Annotated in this window: 13 protein-coding genes; all 13 read right to left on the bottom strand. The window is 66.7% G+C overall.

The features are described from left to right. Positions 1–7 precede the first annotated feature (7 nt). Genes QKY98_RS04445 through tssE form a run of 13 tightly spaced genes read right to left on the bottom strand, consistent with a single transcriptional unit; the run spans position 8 to position 16,394 of the window. The gene (locus QKY98_RS04445) at positions 8–973 is read right to left on the bottom strand and encodes a serine/threonine-protein kinase (RefSeq protein ID WP_027600451.1); all 966 of its coding nucleotides are present in this window, start codon (positions 971–973) and stop codon (positions 8–10) included. Beyond that, on the bottom strand, positions 970–1,701 hold the full coding sequence (locus tag QKY98_RS04440; protein ID WP_284670407.1) for a PP2C family protein-serine/threonine phosphatase: 732 nt from the start codon (positions 1,699–1,701) through the stop codon (positions 970–972). Before QKY98_RS04440 ends, QKY98_RS04445 begins: the two co-directional genes overlap by 4 nt. Further along, positions 1,701–5,132, bottom strand: coding sequence for a type VI secretion system membrane subunit TssM (tssM, locus tag QKY98_RS04435; RefSeq protein ID WP_284670406.1), 3,432 nt, complete (start codon positions 5,130–5,132; stop codon positions 1,701–1,703). Before tssM ends, QKY98_RS04440 begins: the two co-directional genes overlap by 1 nt. Positions 5,133–5,147: 15 nt before the next feature. After that, complete coding sequence (gene icmH / locus QKY98_RS04430) at positions 5,148–6,035, bottom strand: type IVB secretion system protein IcmH/DotU (RefSeq protein ID WP_284670405.1); 888 nt, start codon at positions 6,033–6,035, stop codon at positions 5,148–5,150. Positions 6,036–6,037: 2 nt separating this feature from the next. Continuing rightward, the gene (tssK, locus tag QKY98_RS04425) at positions 6,038–7,369 is read right to left on the bottom strand and encodes a type VI secretion system baseplate subunit TssK (RefSeq protein ID WP_284670404.1); all 1,332 of its coding nucleotides are present in this window, start codon (positions 7,367–7,369) and stop codon (positions 6,038–6,040) included. Between the two features lie 3 nt (positions 7,370–7,372). After that, on the bottom strand, positions 7,373–7,843 hold the full coding sequence (gene tssJ, locus QKY98_RS04420; protein WP_284670403.1) for a type VI secretion system lipoprotein TssJ: 471 nt from the start codon (positions 7,841–7,843) through the stop codon (positions 7,373–7,375). Position 7,844: 1 nt separating this feature from the next. Next, the gene (gene tagH / locus QKY98_RS04415) at positions 7,845–9,035 is read right to left on the bottom strand and encodes a type VI secretion system-associated FHA domain protein TagH (RefSeq protein WP_284670402.1); all 1,191 of its coding nucleotides are present in this window, start codon (positions 9,033–9,035) and stop codon (positions 7,845–7,847) included. 14 nt (positions 9,036–9,049) lie between these two features. Next, positions 9,050–9,178, bottom strand: coding sequence for a type VI secretion protein (locus QKY98_RS04410; protein WP_144954823.1), 129 nt, complete (start codon positions 9,176–9,178; stop codon positions 9,050–9,052). An 11-nt stretch (positions 9,179–9,189) separates the two neighbouring features. After that, the gene (locus tag QKY98_RS04405; RefSeq protein ID WP_284670587.1) at positions 9,190–10,659 is read right to left on the bottom strand and encodes a sigma-54 interaction domain-containing protein; all 1,470 of its coding nucleotides are present in this window, start codon (positions 10,657–10,659) and stop codon (positions 9,190–9,192) included. Positions 10,660–10,682: 23 nt separating this feature from the next. Beyond that, positions 10,683–13,211, bottom strand: a complete 2,529-nt coding sequence (gene tssH, locus QKY98_RS04400) for a type VI secretion system ATPase TssH (protein ID WP_284670401.1) — start codon at positions 13,209–13,211, stop codon at positions 10,683–10,685. Between the two features lie 15 nt (positions 13,212–13,226). Continuing rightward, positions 13,227–14,237 (bottom strand): type VI secretion system baseplate subunit TssG, encoded by a 1,011-nt coding sequence (gene tssG / locus QKY98_RS04395; RefSeq protein ID WP_284670400.1) that lies wholly within the window; start codon positions 14,235–14,237, stop codon positions 13,227–13,229. Then, complete coding sequence (gene tssF / locus QKY98_RS04390) at positions 14,201–15,985, bottom strand: type VI secretion system baseplate subunit TssF (protein WP_284670399.1); 1,785 nt, start codon at positions 15,983–15,985, stop codon at positions 14,201–14,203. The genes tssG and tssF overlap by 37 nt, the downstream gene beginning before the upstream one ends. A 4-nt stretch (positions 15,986–15,989) precedes the next feature. Continuing rightward, complete coding sequence (gene tssE, locus QKY98_RS04385) at positions 15,990–16,394, bottom strand: type VI secretion system baseplate subunit TssE (RefSeq protein ID WP_284670398.1); 405 nt, start codon at positions 16,392–16,394, stop codon at positions 15,990–15,992. Positions 16,395–16,396 lie beyond the last annotated feature (2 nt).

Here is a 16,396-nt window from a genome sequence, read left to right as displayed (position 1 = left end):
AGAGGTTTCACGTGGAACGCGAGAGCAGACGCTGCCACCACGGCTGCGGAGGCGCCGGCGCCTGCCACGCGGTGCGCCACTCGCCAAGGTCCTGCTGGCGGCGGGCGGGATCGATTTCCAGGGCTTTGCGAAGCACCTGCCAGGCGTCGGTAGGCATGGCCGCTGGCCGTTCGGGTTCGATTTGCAGGCTGCGGGCCTGCTTGGCGCTAAGGCGGCGATAGGGATGCTTGCCGGTTGCCAGTTCATAGAGCACGCAGGCGCAGGCATAGAGATCGCCCGCTGGGGTCAGCCGTCCGTCTTCGAGCAATTCGAACGCGGCGTAGCGCACGGTCCAGGCATTGAAGCGTCCACGACTCAACCGCGGCAGGCCGGGCAGCAGGTCTTCGCAGGGCTGACCAAGACCGAAATCGAACAGGCGCAGACCGCTCTCCGTGAGGATCACGTTGCTGGGCTTGAGATCGCCATGCAGGACGCCGTTGGCGTGAGCGAACTGCAGGGCATCCAGCAGCGGCAGGGCGATCTCCTGCAGTTCGGTCCAGTCGAGTCCCTCGGGACGGTCACAGAGCAGGGCATCGAGCGTTGGGCCGCGCAACAGCTCAAGGGTGATGAAGGCGCGCTCGCTGCCAGGGTCGATCTCGAAACCATGCAGGCGAACGATATGCGGATGGCGCAGCCGTACGGTCAGGGCGAACTCCCCATAGAGCAGGGCGTTGGCATCGCCGTACTCGGCGAAGTCGTCGTTGAGCACCTTGATCGCGACCTGGGGTGCGGGATCACCATACTGCTCGCGCAACAGGTCGCGGGCGCGGTAGACGGCGCCCATCCCGCCAACGCCCAGCAGGCTTTCCAGTCGATAGCGGCTGCCCAGCACATCGGGCAGTGGAGCCAGCTGGCGGGTAGCAGCCGTCGTGCTGGGAGAAGCGAAGGCGAAGTGGGTGAGACCGTCATCGACGGCTGGATCCTGAAGGTTCATGCAGCCTCCCGAAGATGGATGACGATGGCGGTGAGGTTGTCGCGCGCGGGGCCTTTGAGCACGCCATCGAGCAGGCGCTCCAGGGCCAGGGCGGGCGAGGGCAGCGAGAGTGCGGCGCCCAGGGCGCGCTCTTCCAGGGCATCGTGCAGGCCGTCGCTGCTCAACAGCAGGCGGTCACTGGGCTGCAACCCGAAGCGGACGATGTCCAGGGCCAAGGCCTCCCGGGCACCCAGCGCCTGGGTCAGGGCGCGGGCGCCCGGATGGCGGGCTGCCTGGCGGGGACTGAGGCCTTCGACATCGATCAGGCGCTCCAGCAGGCGATGGTCGCGGGTCAGCTGGTAGAGCCGGTCGCCACGCCAGAGATAGGCGCGACTGTCACCCGCCCAGATGCAGGCCGCCTCGCCTCCACTGACCACCAGCGCCACGACCGTGGTGCCGATCAGGCGCTCGGGACCTTCGGCCAGTACCGTGAGATCCTGGGTGAGTCGTCGATTGATGTCGTGAAGCACTCGGCGCACCTGTTCCAGACGCTGGTCGAGCCCACCGCTCAAAGGCGTCTCGGCCAGGCGCTCGATAGCCAGGCGACTGGCGCGCGCACCGTCCTGATGGCCGCCCATGCCGTCGGCCACCGCCCAAAGGCCGTCGCTGGGGCGCTCTAGCAGCGCATCTTCGTTATGGGCACGTTCCTTGCCCGGATGGGTACGGGCAATGCTCAGGGCCGTCGCCATCAGAGCCGCTCCGGCAGCCTGAAGCCGCGCAGGGTGGCCACGTCGAAGGGGTTGGGCGAACGCTGACTGGACAGCAGATAGCCGGCATGGCGGCCCTCCAGGTCGGCCTGTACCAGCAGCACGTCGCGGGCGCTGTGCTGTTGCAGCTTCATGCGGTCCAGCAGGCGGAACAGCGACCAAGCGCTACCGTCCTGCTCCAGGCCCACGCGGCGTCCACCCAGCTCCTCCAGGACCAAGGTCGTCCTCAAGGCATCGTTCTGCGGCCAGCGAAAGGTGGCGGCGACGATGGGGCCATGGCGGTATTCCAGACGCTCCTTGCCAATATTGAGGTCGGCGCGGGTCAGGCTTGGATCCAGCGAATAGGGCTCGAGCTTGAAGACGATGCCGGGCTCGGCCGGATTCTCGGCAAAGAAGCCGCGCCTGATCTGCTGGGTGCGGCTCATCTGGGCGAGGAAGTCCCGAGACAGCGGCAGGCTGTGGCCATCAATGCTGCGCGCGCGATAGGCGTCGCTCTCGCCGCGAACCACGAAGGGCTTCAGATAGGTCTCGAAAAAGCTGTCGGCGATACCCTGGGCCTTGAAGAATTCGCGGAAATCGACCAGAGAGACATCGCTTTCGCTGTCGGCCTTGAACGGATAACGCCTGTCCAGGCCGTTGCGATAGCTCGCCAGCAGTTCACTCTGGTAACGCCCATTGATGTAGTCGTAGGCGCCGGCCAGGATCAGATTCCAGCTGTCGTCGACCAGCAGACCGAGCCAGCCGTTGACCGGGGTGGGCAGCCGGCTGGCGGCACTATGCAGGCTGTTGAGTGCGTCGCGGTTGCCGGCCATGCGCGCCTTGGCCAGTTCGAAGGCGGCCTGCTCCGGAGCGCTGGCGTGGGCCAGGCCTGCCAGTTGTTGCTGGAGGTCATTGAGTGCCGCCATGGCTGGAGCAAGGTCGGCCACTGCAGCGCCCTGGTCGTCGAGCAGCCGATGCAGATTCTCGAAGCGGCTCTGCAGGCTGCGGCGCGCGGTGTCCGGCAGGGCTCCACCCTGGCTGGCCGCCGCGGCGAGGCGGGTGTTGTTGCGGACTTCGGTCAGGAGCTGCAAGAGCGGCGAGTTGGCCGAGGTGAGCCCGGCCAGCAGGGTGGCGCCCTGGTTGGCGTCGCCCACGGGTTGCAGCGTGATCCGGGCGAGCGCATCGCTCCACTGATTGGCGTAGTCGCGGAAATAGAGTTGCTCGAGTTCCACCTGCAGGTGGCGCAGGTCCATGCCGGTGATGCCGTCGCCATCGCCCAGCACCCAGTTGTCGGCGGTCAGCTCTTGGATCACGGTCAGGCCCTGGGTGGAAAAGGTCTGCGCATAGCCCTGACGGGTATAGAACCCGGGGATGGGGTAGTCGGCGCCTTCGAAGGTCAGGGCCTGGGCGCCCAGCTGCTGGCTCAGCCGATAGATCGGCAGGCCGCTGGCCTGGTCGCGCAGGATGCGATAGACCACCGCGGCCAGGGATTCGCTGCGCAGTACCTGGCGCGCCTGGGTCACCAACTGGGTATCCACCGGATAGGCGTCAAAGCCCTGCTCCAGCAAGCGCGCCAGATGGGTATCCAGACTGTTCTGGGTGAGGGCGTCACCCGGATAGCGCTGAGACCAGTCGGCGGCGGCCCAATCGCGCAGGGTGCGGGCGTCGCGGCGTTCGGGCAGTTGCAGCATCAGGTAAGCCCGCAGGTGACCGATCAGCCGCTCCCGGTCGCCGAGGCTGCCACGGATGCGCTCTTCCAGCTGCGCCTTGAGCCGCGGCAGCAGATAGTTGTCGAGGGTCTGGTGATAGGCGGCCTCGGTGACTGGGCGTACGGCCTCTCCTTGATAGAGCCCGGTGCGTTCGCGCAGCGGCGTAGCGTCTGCGGCTGGAAAGACCTGGGTGCCGGCATAGGCGTTGTCCAGTACCGGCAGCACCGCGCGGGCATCGGCGTCGGCCTTGAGCTGACTGCGCGCCTGCACGCCGTGCTGCACCAGGTCGCGCAGGCGCTCCAGTCGCGCGTGATTGCCGGCGAAGCTGCTGGTCCAGAGCGCCGCACCCAAGGCCAGGCCGGCCAGGGCTGCGGCATAGAGACCCCGCTGCCCCCAGCTCAGGCGGCGCAGCTCGCGCTGGTCCAGGCCAGCCAGAGCCGCCTCGGGAAAGATCACGCGACTGAACAACTGGCGGATGAAACGTGGCTGGCCGCTACGGTATTGGGGCAGCAGGCTGCTGGGCAGACCGAGCTGATCGCCGATGCCCTGGGTCTGGGCGTCGAGTGGCTGGCTCAGCGCCGGGGTGCTGGTCAGGTAGAACCCGCGTAACTGGGCCGCGCGCTGGTAGCGATTGCCCGCGAAGGCCAATTCGACGAAGAGGGCGAGGCCATCGCCCAGACGACCGAGCTGATGTGGGAAGTCGAGGATCTGGCCGCGGCGCTGGCCGTCGCGCTCCTGATGGATACGCGGGATGACCTGGCTGTTGAGGCGGCGCAGCAGTTCCTCGAATTCCTGGCGCAGCACTCCGGGATCGGTACCGTTCTGGGCTTCACGAAAGGTGGTGCCCAGGACCTGCTCATTTTCCTCGCGAGAAAGACCGTCGAAGAAGGCGTCGAAGCCAGGCAGGTGATCCGCCTGGGTCAGCACCAGATAGACGGGGACCTCGACCTTGAGCTCGCGAGCCACCTCGTTCAGGCGGGCGCGTACCTGACGTGCCTGGGTTTCCAGGGCGACTTCGTTGCCACTGGCCAACTGCGCTACCGGGATAGCAATGAGAATGCCATTGAGCGGGTGCGTTCGCCGCTGGCGCCGTAGCAGGTGCAGCAGGGTCTGCCAGGCACTGCTGTCCACCGGAGCGTCACCCTGGGTCAGGTAGCGGCCGGCGGTGTCCAGGAGCACCCCCTGTTCGGCGAAGTACCAGTCGCAGTGACGGGTGCCGCTGACATCGCGGGTCAATCGGGAACGCTCTGTATTGAGCGGGAATTCCAGACCTGAGAAATCCAGCAACGAGGTCTTGCCGGCACCCTCCGGCCCCAGCAGCAGGTAATGCGGCAGTTCGCGCCGCCAGCGCTGGCTGCGTCCCCGATAGAGGCCGGCGCCATGCAGGGTGCGGTAGGCGTCACGGGCGCGGGACTCCAGTTCGTGGGCCTCGTCGTCGATGCGCTCGGCGCGCAGCTGATCGTGCTGGCCCGCTTCGGTGGCGAGACGCTGCCGTTGTTTGCGCTGCTGCAAGCTTTGCAGCAGCGCCATGACCAATCCCCAGGCCAGGGACAGACCGCAGAGGGTGGCCAGGCGGTGGGTGACCGAGGCCCAGGGGCTGTGGCCGGCAAAGGCCAGCAGAGGACCAAGGGTCCAGACCAGACCGCCCAGACCCAGGGTCACGAGCAGCGTCCAGGTCCAGGGACGGCGCAGCATGCGTCCGAGTGCAATGATGAATCCTTTCATGGGTGCGCTTCCGTATCAGGCGTGGGGTGGGGCGGCCGCTGGCGCGGTGACCGCAGGGCCACCGGGATAGCCTTGCAGCAGGCCGTCGCGCTGCTGTTCCAGCGCCAGCCTGAAACCGCCATAGAGGCTGGCAAGGCAGATCAGGGTGAACAGCGCGACCAGCCACCAGGGCACCAGGCGGACCAGCCGTCGTGGCCGGGCATCCAGTCCCTGCCAGTGCGGCGACAACTCGCGTGGCACATCCCCGCGCAGCTGGCGAAGTTGCCGATAGAGGCTGTCGCGGATGGCTTCCAGTTCGAGCATGCCGCGCGGCAGCACCCGATACTTGCCTTCGAAGCCCAGCGCCAGGCAGAGGTAGAGCAGTTCCAGCAGAGCCAGGTGCTTGGCCGGATTGCGACTGAGGCGTTCGAGCAGCAGAAAGAACTTCTCGCCGCCAAAGGTCTCGTTGTGAAAGCAGCTCAGCAGGCTGAGCTGCGACCAGTCACCGGCATTGCCCCAGGGGGTGGTGACCACCGCCTCGTCGACCGTGGTGCAAAGGGCATAGCGGGCGGCCATGACCTCACCGCTGTCCAGCCCGCTGGCCAGGGCACGCTGTTCGAACAGCCGTAGGCTGGCGGCCAGGCGCTCCTTGAGCACATGCAGGTCTTCCGCGGCGTAACTCTGGCGCAGGCGCACCACCTCGGAGAGCAGTGGCGCGGCAGCGCCTATCATGGGATTGATGCTCAGATTCAGGGTCTCGCCCGGTCGCAGGCGTGCCGCCTGGACCATGCGTTCCTCCAGCTGGGCGTAGCGTGGTGGCTCGGCAAAGTCGGTGAGCCGGCTGCGGGGTGTGTCCGGCCCCTGGGCGTGGCGACTCAGCACCACGGTCCTGTCGTCCCGGCCTGCGTCGGTTGCGGTCTGCATGCTTAGCTCCTGATCGCCCAGAAGGCGAGGTCGAGGCCCGGAAAGGCGCCGGAGACATGAAAGGCGAAGCCACCGGATTGCTCGAGCTGGGCGATGTCGGTGGCGCTGAGTTCGAGGGCGAAATAAGCCTTGTCGGTATGGAAGGGCAGCTGACGCGGCGCGACCGGCAGCGGTTTGAGGGTGAGTCCTGGCAGGTGCAGATTCACCAGCTGGCGGATGCGCTCCACCGGTCCCACCTTGAGGTGCGCCGGCAGGCGCTGACGCAATTCCTCGGTGCTGCACTCGGCCCCGGCGATGAGCACGAAGCTGGCGCTGGCTAGCAGACCGTGGTCCTGCAGGGGCGCGACCTGGATGCCGTACTGGCGCTGTTGCAGGGGCAGTGGCAGGGCATGCTGTTCGAGCACCATGGACAATGCCTGGCGCAGGGCCTGGAACAGCGGTGCGAAGCTGCCGGACTGATCGGCGTGGCGATAGTGAAGGTCCAGTGCAGGACGCCGTTCGGCAGCGGCGAAGGTAGCTAGCTCCCCGTGCAGGGCGAGCAGTTCGCGAAAGAGGCTGCGTGGATGCAGTTGTTCATAGTCCAGGCAGTGGCGCAGAACCGCTTCATGGCGATTGACCAGTTGCAGCAGCAGGAAGTCACCGATCTCTGCGGTGCCCAGGCTGCCAGCCTGGCGCAGGCGTTGAGAAAGTACCTCGCCGCGATGGGCGAGCAGGGAGGCGACCTCCTTGAGACCCGCCAGCAGAGGCTCGGCCGCTCGCACCTGGATGACGCTGGGGGTAAAGGCGGTATCTAGCTCCAGGTTGCCGTCTGGCGCCGTTTCCAGCAGCTGACAGACCTGCAGGCGGACATAGGCGTCCAGTCGCGGATGGCTATCGAGCAGCAGCCGGAAATCGGGACGTCCGCAGGTGACCGCCCCCCGCTCGCCGAAACCGGCATGAGAGTCGGCGATCTCGCTGTCGACGCTCAGGTAACGGGCGATGACGTCGTCCTGGTCGACTGGACGGCTCTCCAGGCGCTGGCCGCTGGTCAGGGGGAGCGCCAGCCAGACCGCACTGTCGCGGGTATTGGCCGGTACATCGAGAGCCAGGGGCTCGCCGTCGGCGCCCAATTCGAAGAGGGTGCCATCGGGCAGTATGCCACTGGCCTGGCTGACCACTACCTTGCCCATGGCGAGGAATTGGCGATCGAGAGTCAGCTCGAAAAAGCCCCATGCCGGCTCGCCCAGGCGACGGGTACGAATCTGCAGCTGCTGGGCGTGATAGCGGTCGTTCTGCTGGAAGTGCTGCGGCCGCAGCAGCATGCCTTCCTGCCAGATCACCTTGAGTTGCTGCATGGCCTACTCCTTGATCGGCGGAGCGGCCTGGATGCCATCCGCCGTGAAATCCAGGCGGATCTGCGCCAGCGCCGCGGGCCTGAGCTGGATGACCTGCCGCCACTGGCTGCCGCCCAGGTTGCGGTAGGCGCCATAGATGCCGACGTAGCGGCTGGCGTCCTGCACCCTCAGCTTGAGTTCGCGTGACTCACCGGGCCGTAGCTCGACTTCTTCCTCGGCGACCCAGTCGGGAGCCAGGGTCTGCTTGGCGTTTTCATAGAGGGAAAAGAATTCGGCATTTTCGAAGCCGACCGGATTCCTCAGTTCGATAAGGCGCACCACCAGCGGCGAGGGCCGGCCGTTGAGGTCGGGATTGAGGTCCTCACCGCCCTTCAGGGTCAGGTCGATGCGGGTCGGATCAGGTGCCCTGGGGCTGGTGCAGGCACCTAGCAGCAGGGCCAGGCCGAGCGCGCCGAGGCGTAATAGGGTGTTCATGTCAGCGTCCTTGCTGGGTGGGATTGAGGGTGGCGATGAGGCGGACCTGCTCGGTGTAGGCCTGGGCGAAGTCCTTGGCGAACAGCCGTTCGCGCCAGTCGTCGTCCTGGCGCAGCTCGCGATACTGGCGCTGCCAGGCACGCCAGAGTCTGGCATCGCGCCCCCAGCGCAGGCGTCGGCCGTCACGCTCAAGGCGGGCTTCGCACTGGGCCGGTGCCAGCTGTTCAAGGGTGGCCAGCACAGCCTGGCGACTGGCCGCGACCAGGCCGACCTGATGGGCCTGAAGTTCGCGGCAGGCGCGGAGCAGAGCCTGGTCCGCGGTGAGCTGTCCGGAAGCGCTGGGGCGCAACAACTGACTCAAGGCCGCGTCGCCGTCGGCCGCGAAGGCCAAGGGGTTGTTGCCGCTGCTCTGTACCGTGGTAAGCGGCAGCCGCAGTTCATTGCGCGTTTCGTTGCGGGTCCGCAGGCAGCCGTGCAGGCCCTGGGTCGCCAGGCGCAGCAGGCGCGCGACCTCGAGTGCCAGGGTTTCACGCGCCTCGTGGTCGAGGTCGGCAAGCTCCAGACCCAGGGCCGCCCCGAAGGCCTTCCAGAACGTTGGTGTCTGGCGCTGCGGAGCCGCCGCTGGGCGCTCGACCGGAGCCGGAGCGCTGTGCTCTACCAGAGCAGGAATGCCCAGGCTGTCCAGATCGACCCGGGCATAGTCGCTGCGAGTAATGTCAGTGGCGAAGGGATCCAGACCCTCGAGCTCGTCGATGCCGTGAGGATCGCGATGCTCCAGCGCCTGCAACGGATCCAGTTCGAGAAAGGCGTCGTCCGGGATCAGTCCAGGGGCACTGGTTGGGACCTGGAAATCGTCGGCGAACCCGGACGGATCGCGGACCAGGCGGGCAGCGAGGGCGAAGGTGCCTAGGGCGAAGGTCTGGCCATGCTGGATCCGCCAAGGCTCGCCCTTGGTCAGACGCTGACCATCGGCAAGCTGGACGCCATTGCTGCTCAGGTCGGTGAGAAAATAGTCGCCTTCGCTGTAGCTGATGCGGGCGTGCTGACTGGACAGCACCCGCTGCGGATCGGGCAGGTACCAGTCGCAGTCTTCGCTGCGGCCGATGAGTCCGCCAACGTGGCGAAAGGTCTTTTGGGTGAGCATTCCGGGGGCGTGTGCTCGACTGCCGACCAGATCGAATACCAGTTCCATGGTCTTGTCCTGTCCTAGGTGAGGCGGTGGGGTGTCTGGGGTTCGCCCAGGGGGCGATAGTCCTGCAGATCCCCGGGCGACGAGGTGCAGGCGGCCAGGGCGAGCAACGTCAGCAGCAACAGGGAGCGAAGTAGCGCAGGCATGGGGCGTTCCTCTAGGAAAGTTGCAGATCGGCGCTGCGGATGCTCAGTCGCTGCAGGCGATAGAGCAGGGTGCGGCGCGGCAGTCCCAATTCCTGGGCAGTTTGGGTCTGGTTGCCGCGGTTCTTGCGCAGGCAGTCCACCAGCAGGCCGCGTTCGAGCTGATCCAGGCGCTCACGCAAGGTCAGGCTGCCGGCATTGCCGGTCAGGTCGGCGGAGCGGATGGCAAAGTGTTCGGGCAACAGCTCGTTGCCGTCGCACAACAGGACGGCGCGCTCCACCAGCCCCTTGAGTTCGCGGACATTGCCGGGAAAGGCATAGCCCGCCAGCAGGTCCAGGGCGGCGCTGGACCAGCGACAACGTGACCGCTGCAGGCATGCGCAGGCCTGGTCGGCGAAGTGCCGGGCCAGCAGCGGCAGGTCCTCGCCGCGCTCGCGCAGGGGCGGCAGCTGAATGGGAAAGTGAGTGAGGCGATAGTAGAGATCCTCACGAAAGGTGCCCTGCTCGACCAGCCGCACCAGTTGACGATGGGTCGCCGCAACGATGCGTACGTCGACCCTGTGGGTTTCGGCACTACCCAGCGGGCGGACCTCGCCTTCCTGCAGCACGCGCAGCAGCTTGGCCTGTAAGGTCAGCGGCATATCACCGATCTCGTCGAGAAACAGGGTGCCGCCATTGGCCGCATCGAACAGACCGGCGCGATCGCGCTCGGCACCGGTAAAGGCGCCCTTGCGATAGCCGAAGAGCTCGCTTTCCAGAAGGTGCTCGGGCAGCGCCGCGCAGTTCTGCACCACGAAGGGCTGGGTCCGTCGCGAGCCCCGTTCGTGGATGGCCCGGGCCACCAGTTCCTTGCCGGTGCCGGTTTCACCGGTCAGCAGCACGGTGATGGGGCTGTGCAGTATCTTGCCGATCAAGCGATGGACCTGCCGCATGGCGCCGCTATCGCCAAGCATGCCGAAGCCATCGCCCACTGCCGGTGACGTTGGCCTTTCCGTTACGGCGCCCAATGGCTGAGTCTGGGCGCGCTCTAGCAGCTGGCTCTGCGCCAGGGCGAAGCATCCGAGCGGTGTCAGTACCTCTGCATGGGTTTCCAGTTCGCGGCGGCAGCGGCTGGCCTGTACCAGCAGACCCTCGACGCTGCCCGACGGGCCAGTCAGGGGTAGGCAACCAAGGCTGCGCCAGCCGTCGCCAGGCAGGAAGGTAGTGGTGTGCAGCAGCGGGTCCAGCTCACGCAGGTGCAGGCTGCGATTCTGCGAAAGGCAGTAGTGCAGCAGACTCTCCTGCTCCAGCGGCAGGGCGTTACCGGCCATGGCGGCGGTGCTGTCCAGACTTTGTGCCAGGCACACCAGTTGGGTATGAGTGGCGTCCAGACGGTAGTACTGCACCAGGTCGAGCCGGGCCAGACGCTGGATGCCTTCCACCAGGCCGAGGGCGAGTTGGGCGGGGTCTTCGTGCTGGCCGAGCGCGATGAACAGGGGCAGCATGGCTTCTGGCGCGGGGGACGGGATCATGCCGCCACCTCACAGCGGAAATCACCCTGGTCGTTGCAGGTGAGGTGCAGCCGCCCTGGCGTCTGACCACGGGCGAGGGCGTCGAGCAACTGGTCGGTAAGCAGCGGTAGCACTCGCTGCTCCAGGAGTAGGTCGATCCGGCGAGCACCACTGTCGGCGTCCAAGCAACGTGCCGCCAGGTCCTCCAGCAGGGCCGGGGCATAGCTGAAGGCGACCTGGCGGGCGGCCAGCCGGACGCCGAGTCGTTCGAGCTTGAGCACGATCAGCTCACGCAGCAGCTCGGCATCTAGCGGGTAGTAGGGCACCACGCGCATCCGCGCCAGCAGGGCAGGCTTGAAGTGGCCTGTCAGGGTGGGGCGAATCGCCTCGGTCAGTTGGGCCACGTCCGGACGTACGTCGGCGCACAACCGCTGGATCTCGCCGCTGGCCAGATTGGAGGTCAGCAGAAAGAGCACGTTGCGGAAGTCGATCTGCCGGCCCTCGCTGTCGGTGGCCTGGCCACGGTCGAAGATCTGGTAGAAGAGGTTGAGTACCTCGGGATCCGCCTTTTCCACTTCATCCAGCAAGACCACCGAATAGGGCTGGCGGCGCACGACCTCGGTGAGCAGACCTCCTTCGCCATGGCCGACATAGCCGGGCGGTGCGCCGATCAGGCGCGACACGCTATGTTTTTCCGCGAATTCCGACAGGTTGAGAGTGGTGAGAAAGCGCTCTCCGCCATAGAGCAACTCGGCCAGCGCCAGGGCGGTCTCGGTCTTGCCGACCCCGCTGGGGCCGACCAGCAGGAAGACGCCGACCGGCGCCTCGGGAGCGTTCAGACCCACCGCGGCTGCGCGCAGGGCGCGATCCAGGGCGACCACCGCCTGCTCCTGGCCACGCAGGCGTCCGCGTAGATCGCTGGCAAAGCGGGCCAGGCGCTGGTCATGGCGACGGGCGAGTTGGTCGACCGGGAGGCCGGTCCAGGCCGCGATCACCTCCGCCACGAGGTGCGGGCAGACCTCCAGGTTGACCAGGCGCCCATGCTGGCGTTGCAGCTGCTCCAGCTCTGCCTGGGTCGCTGCCAGCGCAGCGCTGACCGAGGCCGTACGCAGGGTCAGGATGCGCTCGGCCAGCTCCCGCTGGCGTTCCCAGTCGGCCTGCAGCGCAGTGGCTGCCAGGTGCTCGGCGTCCCGCAGGGCGGTAAGGCTATCCAGATGGCCGGGCGCGACGGGCAGACCGAGATCGGCATCGCGGCGGGTGGCGGAGAGCGTGCGCTCGGTAGCGGCCAGGCGTGCGCTCAAGGCATCCAGGGCCGGAGGCGGGCTGGCCAGGCTGATACGCACCCGGGCGCAGCAGGTGTCGAGCACATCCACGGCCTTGTCCGGCAACTGGCGCCCGCTCAGATAGCGGGCGGCCAGCTCGGCGGCGGCCACCACCGCATCGTCGCGCAGATAAACGCCATGGCCCTCGGCATAGGTCGGCGCCAACCCACGCAGGACGGTGATGGCGGTGGCGACGTCGAATTCGTCTAGCCTTACCGGCTGGAAGCGCCGCGCCAGGGCCGGGTCCTTTTCGAAGTACTTCCGGTACTCGCCCCAGGTGGTGGCGGCGATGGTGCGCAGCTCGCCGCGCGCCAGGGCAGGTTTGAGCAGATTGGCCGCGTCCGAGCCCCCGGGCTGGCCACCCGCACCGATCAGGGTATGAGCCTCGTCGATGAACAGGATGATGGGGTACGGTGCCTGGCGTACGGCATCGATCACACCTTGCAGGCGGCGTTCGAATTCGCCCTTGACGCTGGCGCCGGCCTGCAGCAACCCGAGATCGAGACTGCGTATTTCCACCCGGCGCAGACTGTCGGGTACTTCGCCTGCCGCGATGCGCAGCGCCAGGCCCTCGACGATGGCGGTCTTGCCAACGCCCGCTTCGCCTACCACGAGGGGGTTGTTCTTGCGCCGCCGCGAGAGGATGTCCACCAGTTGCCGGATCTCGGCCTCGCGGCCCAGCACTGGATCCAGGCGCCCGGCACGGGCCTGGCCGCTGAGGTCATGGGTGAAGCGGTCCAGAGGGGACTCGCTGATGACCGGTGACCCCTCGGGCCGCTGAGCCCTGACGAAGTCCAGGAGCTGCGCGGCATCCACCCGCTCCAGCAGGCGACCGTAACCTGTGCCCAACAGCCGCTCGGGATGGCGCAACAACGCCAGCAGCAGGGCCGCGCTATCGGTCTCAGCCTGTTCCAGTTCGAGACGGGCGAGCAGCACGGCATCCTGCAGCCACAGCAGCAGTGCAGGATCGAAGACCTGGTCGCCGCCTTCTCCATTGCGCTGGCGCGGCTGCAGCGTCGCGGCGAAATCCACCGGGTCCAGGTCAGCCGCTTTCAGCGCGCGAGTGAGCAGTCCGTCGCGGGATTCCAGCAGGACCGCCAGCAGGTCTTCGATCAGGATGTGCCGCCCGCCTCGACGGACGCAGCGCTGCGCCGCCTGTTCCAGGTCCTGGCGCGCGGTCACGGAAAGGCTGTTGATAAGGAGGTTCAGGTCCAGGGTGAGCATGTTGATCGTCCTTGATTAACGGTGGCAGGCCAGGGTGACCTGACCCTTGGCTCGGCCGAGGCCGAGCCAGGTGGTCCAGCCGAGACGGCAGGGGCTGGCGGCTTCCAGCCGCCATTGCCGCAACGCGTCCCGCCGCAGATGCAGGCGCAGGTCGTAGTCCAGCTGGTCGCGCAGGGTGAAATTCAGCAAGGCACGCACGGCGGCGTACCGACTGCCCCCGGGCAGGAATGAATGAAAGGCTTCCCAGTCCAGTTCGAGCACGTGCAGGCGAAACTTGCCGCCACGATCGCGCACCTGCACACCCAGGACGGCTGTCTCTCCGAGCTGGGCGCTGGCCCGCCCGAGATGCGCGCGTTGTTCTGGGGGAATGACCACTGCGCGCTCCAGGCACTGCTCCAGCTGCAGCTCGGGCTGCTCCAGGTAATAGCGCAGCACCGCTTCGATCAGCGTCGCCGAATGCACCTTGAGGCTGAGCAGGCCGAGATAGGGCAGCAGGCGTTTCCAGTTCAGCTCCGGCGCCTGGCGCAGGCTGCTGTCGCCCAGGCCGATCAGACTGAACAGCCGGGCCGACAACTCGTCACGCGCGCCCTCTCGGAAGCGGGCGTGATAGCGATACTTGCGCCAGATCGGCAGCAGCAGCCGGTGCAGCCGGTGATTGAAGAGGTCGAGGAAGTCGCGGGTGGTACGCCCTTGTTCGCCATCGCTCAGCGCCTGTTCGCTGTAGAAGGCCGGCAGCGGCGAACCGCTGCCCATCAGGGCGCCCAGGTTGAGTTGCAGGCGGGCGCGCAGCCCATCGGCGTCCTCGACGAAGTGCAGGCGCTCGATATCGCTACCCGGAAAGGCCAGGCTGGGGTTGGCATGGAACTCCAGCCGTTCATAGAGCTGCTCCTCCGAGAGACTCGGCATCAGGCCCTGCAACTGCAGGAGCACCTGTCCGATACCCTGGAAAAGCGAGTACTCGCGAATCTCGCGGCACAGCGCCGAGCGATTCAGATCAGCGGCTGCTGACCCATGCGCGGTGTCCATAGATACACCTCTCCCTGCAGGCTGCGAACGCTGAGTTGATGGAAGGAATTCAGGCTGGCGTAGAGCGCGAAGAACTCGTTGAGTACGCTGGCGAACAGGTACAGCTCGCCCTCGCTGCGAAAGCCGCTGGCATCCATGTCCAGCTGGGTGGCGATACCGCGGATCGGCAGGCCGCGGTAGAGGCGATCCACCGGGCGATGGCTGATGCCCTGCAGGGCGGCCAGGCGCTGGTGACTGATACGCTCGGCCTGCCGGTCGTGCTGACTGGGCAGGTCGTAACTGGCCAACACCGTACGCAGGGCCGCGACATCGGTGAGCGACAAATAATTGAGCGATAGATTGGAAACCAGCTGCCACAGCCGGTTGCCGGACAGCACCGGCGCATGACAGGCAGTTGGGGCGGCCAGATTGCGAAAGCCCAGACCACCCGGGGTATTTTCGGTGGGCAGGCACAGATCACCGGCGCGCAGGCGCTGGGGCAGGTTCTGGTTGGTGCAGGTCAGTTCGATGGACAGGGTGTCCTGATCGGTACCCGGATCGCCAAACGCCAGATAGGTATCGATGCCGCCGTGCAGCAGGGCGCTGCGCTGGCGTACGGCATAGTGCGGCCGACGGCTCTGGCCGCCGAAGCCCAGGTCGTGGGCGAAGGATTCGAAAGGTAGATAGTCACGATGGCCCAGGCCGCCCGGTTGCCAGCCGGTCACCCGCTCCACGGCAAAGACCCCCAGGTGTTCGCGACCATGGCCGGCCGGAAACAGCGGGTACTCGTCGCGCTTGCCGTCGAGGCGGATCGGCAGGGCGTCATGGCGGAACAGATTGACCACCGGGACGCAGTGCAGGCGCAGGTTATCGCGACTGGGAAGCCGCGGCTGCCGGGCGATCCGGGCGATGTCGAAGCGCAACTCCAGCCCGCGGATCTGGCGGCGAACCGGGTCTGCCAGTTGCTGCAGCTTCGTCATTCCCTGAATCGAGACGAAGAGGAATTTCTCCGGAAAGGCGAAATATTCCTGCAGGTGGCGATAGCCGCGGAAGGCATTGGGTGGATAGGGCAGCAGCGCCTCGTCTTCGCCGAAGCCCAGCGGCTGGACCTGGTCGCGAGCGAGCGGCAGGACGAGTTCGCCGCCCTGGAGGTCAGTCAGCGGCTGGCGTTCGGCATCCAGGGGTACCAGGCTCAGACCGGCCAGGTTGTGCAGCAGTGCGAGATAGAGAGCCTGACTAAGCGTGCGATCGCCCGCCAGATGCAGCGGCAACTGATGCAGGTCCAGAGCGTCCAGGGTGCCGTTGCCGGTGATCTGCAGGCGCAGCGTCAGGCGCGCGCCGCTGCCCTGCTGGGCAAGGCTAAGCTCATCCACGCGTAGCGGTTGGATAGCGGTGGCGAAGCAGGTTCGAAAGCGGCAGCTCACCTCGTCCAGCGCCCGGGATTCCACTTCCGTTCCACGTGGAACCTGAATGGCCGCGCCTGGTGCTGGTAGCGGATCGAATTCGAGGATGGTGCAACTCGGCAGGGGCCGCAGATAATGGGGCCAGAGCAGGTTGAGCAGCGAATGGGTCAATTCCGGCAACTCGTCGTCGAGCTTCTGCCGCAGCCGACCAGTGAGAAAGGCGAAGCCTTCCAGCAGGCGCTCGACATCTGGATCCTGACCAGCCTGGCCCAGAAAGGGTGCCAGCGCAGGATTGCGTTCGGCGAAGCGCGCGCCCAGCTGACGCAACTCGGCCAGCTCGCTCTGGTAGTAGTGATTGAAGGACATGGACCTATGCCTGGCTGACCTTGACCTGGCCGCTGCCATCCAGGCTCGCGATGAAACGGATGGGGCACCACTGGCCGTCGAGTTCGAGCTGGCCTTCGAGGGCGAACGCCAGGGTGGTACCTTCCCGCGGCAGCGGCAGCACCTTCACACCGGACAGGCGCGGCTCGTAGGCGGCCACGAACGCCTCGATGGCCAGCCGCGCACGCTGTAGCGAGTCGTGCAGCGACAGCCGCAAGTCATTGAGGTCGGGCAGTCCGTAGTCGACCTGGATCGGGACGCTGCCGGCACGGGTGCTGAGCATCTTGGCCAGGTGGGCGGCCACCGAGGCGCTCAAGGCGTCGGCGGACGCGCCCCGGCTGTGCGCGCTGCCCGGACCGGCCAGGCGTTCGAACAGACTGCCGTAACTCATGA

The sequence above is a fragment of the Pseudomonas sp. HR1 genome (assembly GCF_030175875.1).
GTDB classification, from domain to species: Bacteria; Pseudomonadota; Gammaproteobacteria; order Pseudomonadales; family Pseudomonadaceae; genus Chryseomonas; species Chryseomonas oryzihabitans.
Note: the sequence above shows the minus strand (reverse complement) of the source record. Positions and strands in the feature narration are given on the sequence as shown.

Bases quoted from the DNA above. Each gene is read 5' to 3' on its own strand.
- tssM (WP_284670406.1), bottom strand. From the start codon at position 5,132: ATGAAAGGATTCATCATTGCACTCGGACGCATGCTGCGCCGTCCCTGG.
- tssJ (WP_284670403.1), bottom strand. From the start codon at position 7,843: ATGAACACCCTATTACGCCTCGGCGCGCTCGGCCTGGCCCTGCTGCTA.
- icmH (WP_284670405.1), bottom strand. From the start codon at position 6,035: ATGCAGACCGCAACCGACGCAGGCCGGGACGACAGGACCGTGGTGCTG.
- tagH (WP_284670402.1), bottom strand. From the start codon at position 9,035: ATGGAACTGGTATTCGATCTGGTCGGCAGTCGAGCACACGCCCCCGGA.
- tssK (WP_284670404.1), bottom strand. From the start codon at position 7,369: ATGCAGCAACTCAAGGTGATCTGGCAGGAAGGCATGCTGCTGCGGCCG.
- QKY98_RS04440 (WP_284670407.1), bottom strand. From the start codon at position 1,701: ATGGCGACGGCCCTGAGCATTGCCCGTACCCATCCGGGCAAGGAACGT.
- tssH (WP_284670401.1), bottom strand. From the start codon at position 13,211: ATGCTCACCCTGGACCTGAACCTCCTTATCAACAGCCTTTCCGTGACC.
- tssF (WP_284670399.1), bottom strand. From the start codon at position 15,985: ATGTCCTTCAATCACTACTACCAGAGCGAGCTGGCCGAGTTGCGTCAG.
- QKY98_RS04405 (WP_284670587.1), bottom strand. From the start codon at position 10,659: ATGCTGCCCCTGTTCATCGCGCTCGGCCAGCACGAAGACCCCGCCCAA.
- QKY98_RS04445 (WP_027600451.1), bottom strand. From the start codon at position 973: ATGAACCTTCAGGATCCAGCCGTCGATGACGGTCTCACCCACTTCGCC.
- tssG (WP_284670400.1), bottom strand. From the start codon at position 14,237: ATGGACACCGCGCATGGGTCAGCAGCCGCTGATCTGAATCGCTCGGCG.
- QKY98_RS04410 (WP_144954823.1), bottom strand. From the start codon at position 9,178: ATGCCTGCGCTACTTCGCTCCCTGTTGCTGCTGACGTTGCTCGCCCTG.
- tssE (WP_284670398.1), bottom strand. From the start codon at position 16,394: ATGAGTTACGGCAGTCTGTTCGAACGCCTGGCCGGTCCGGGCAGCGCG.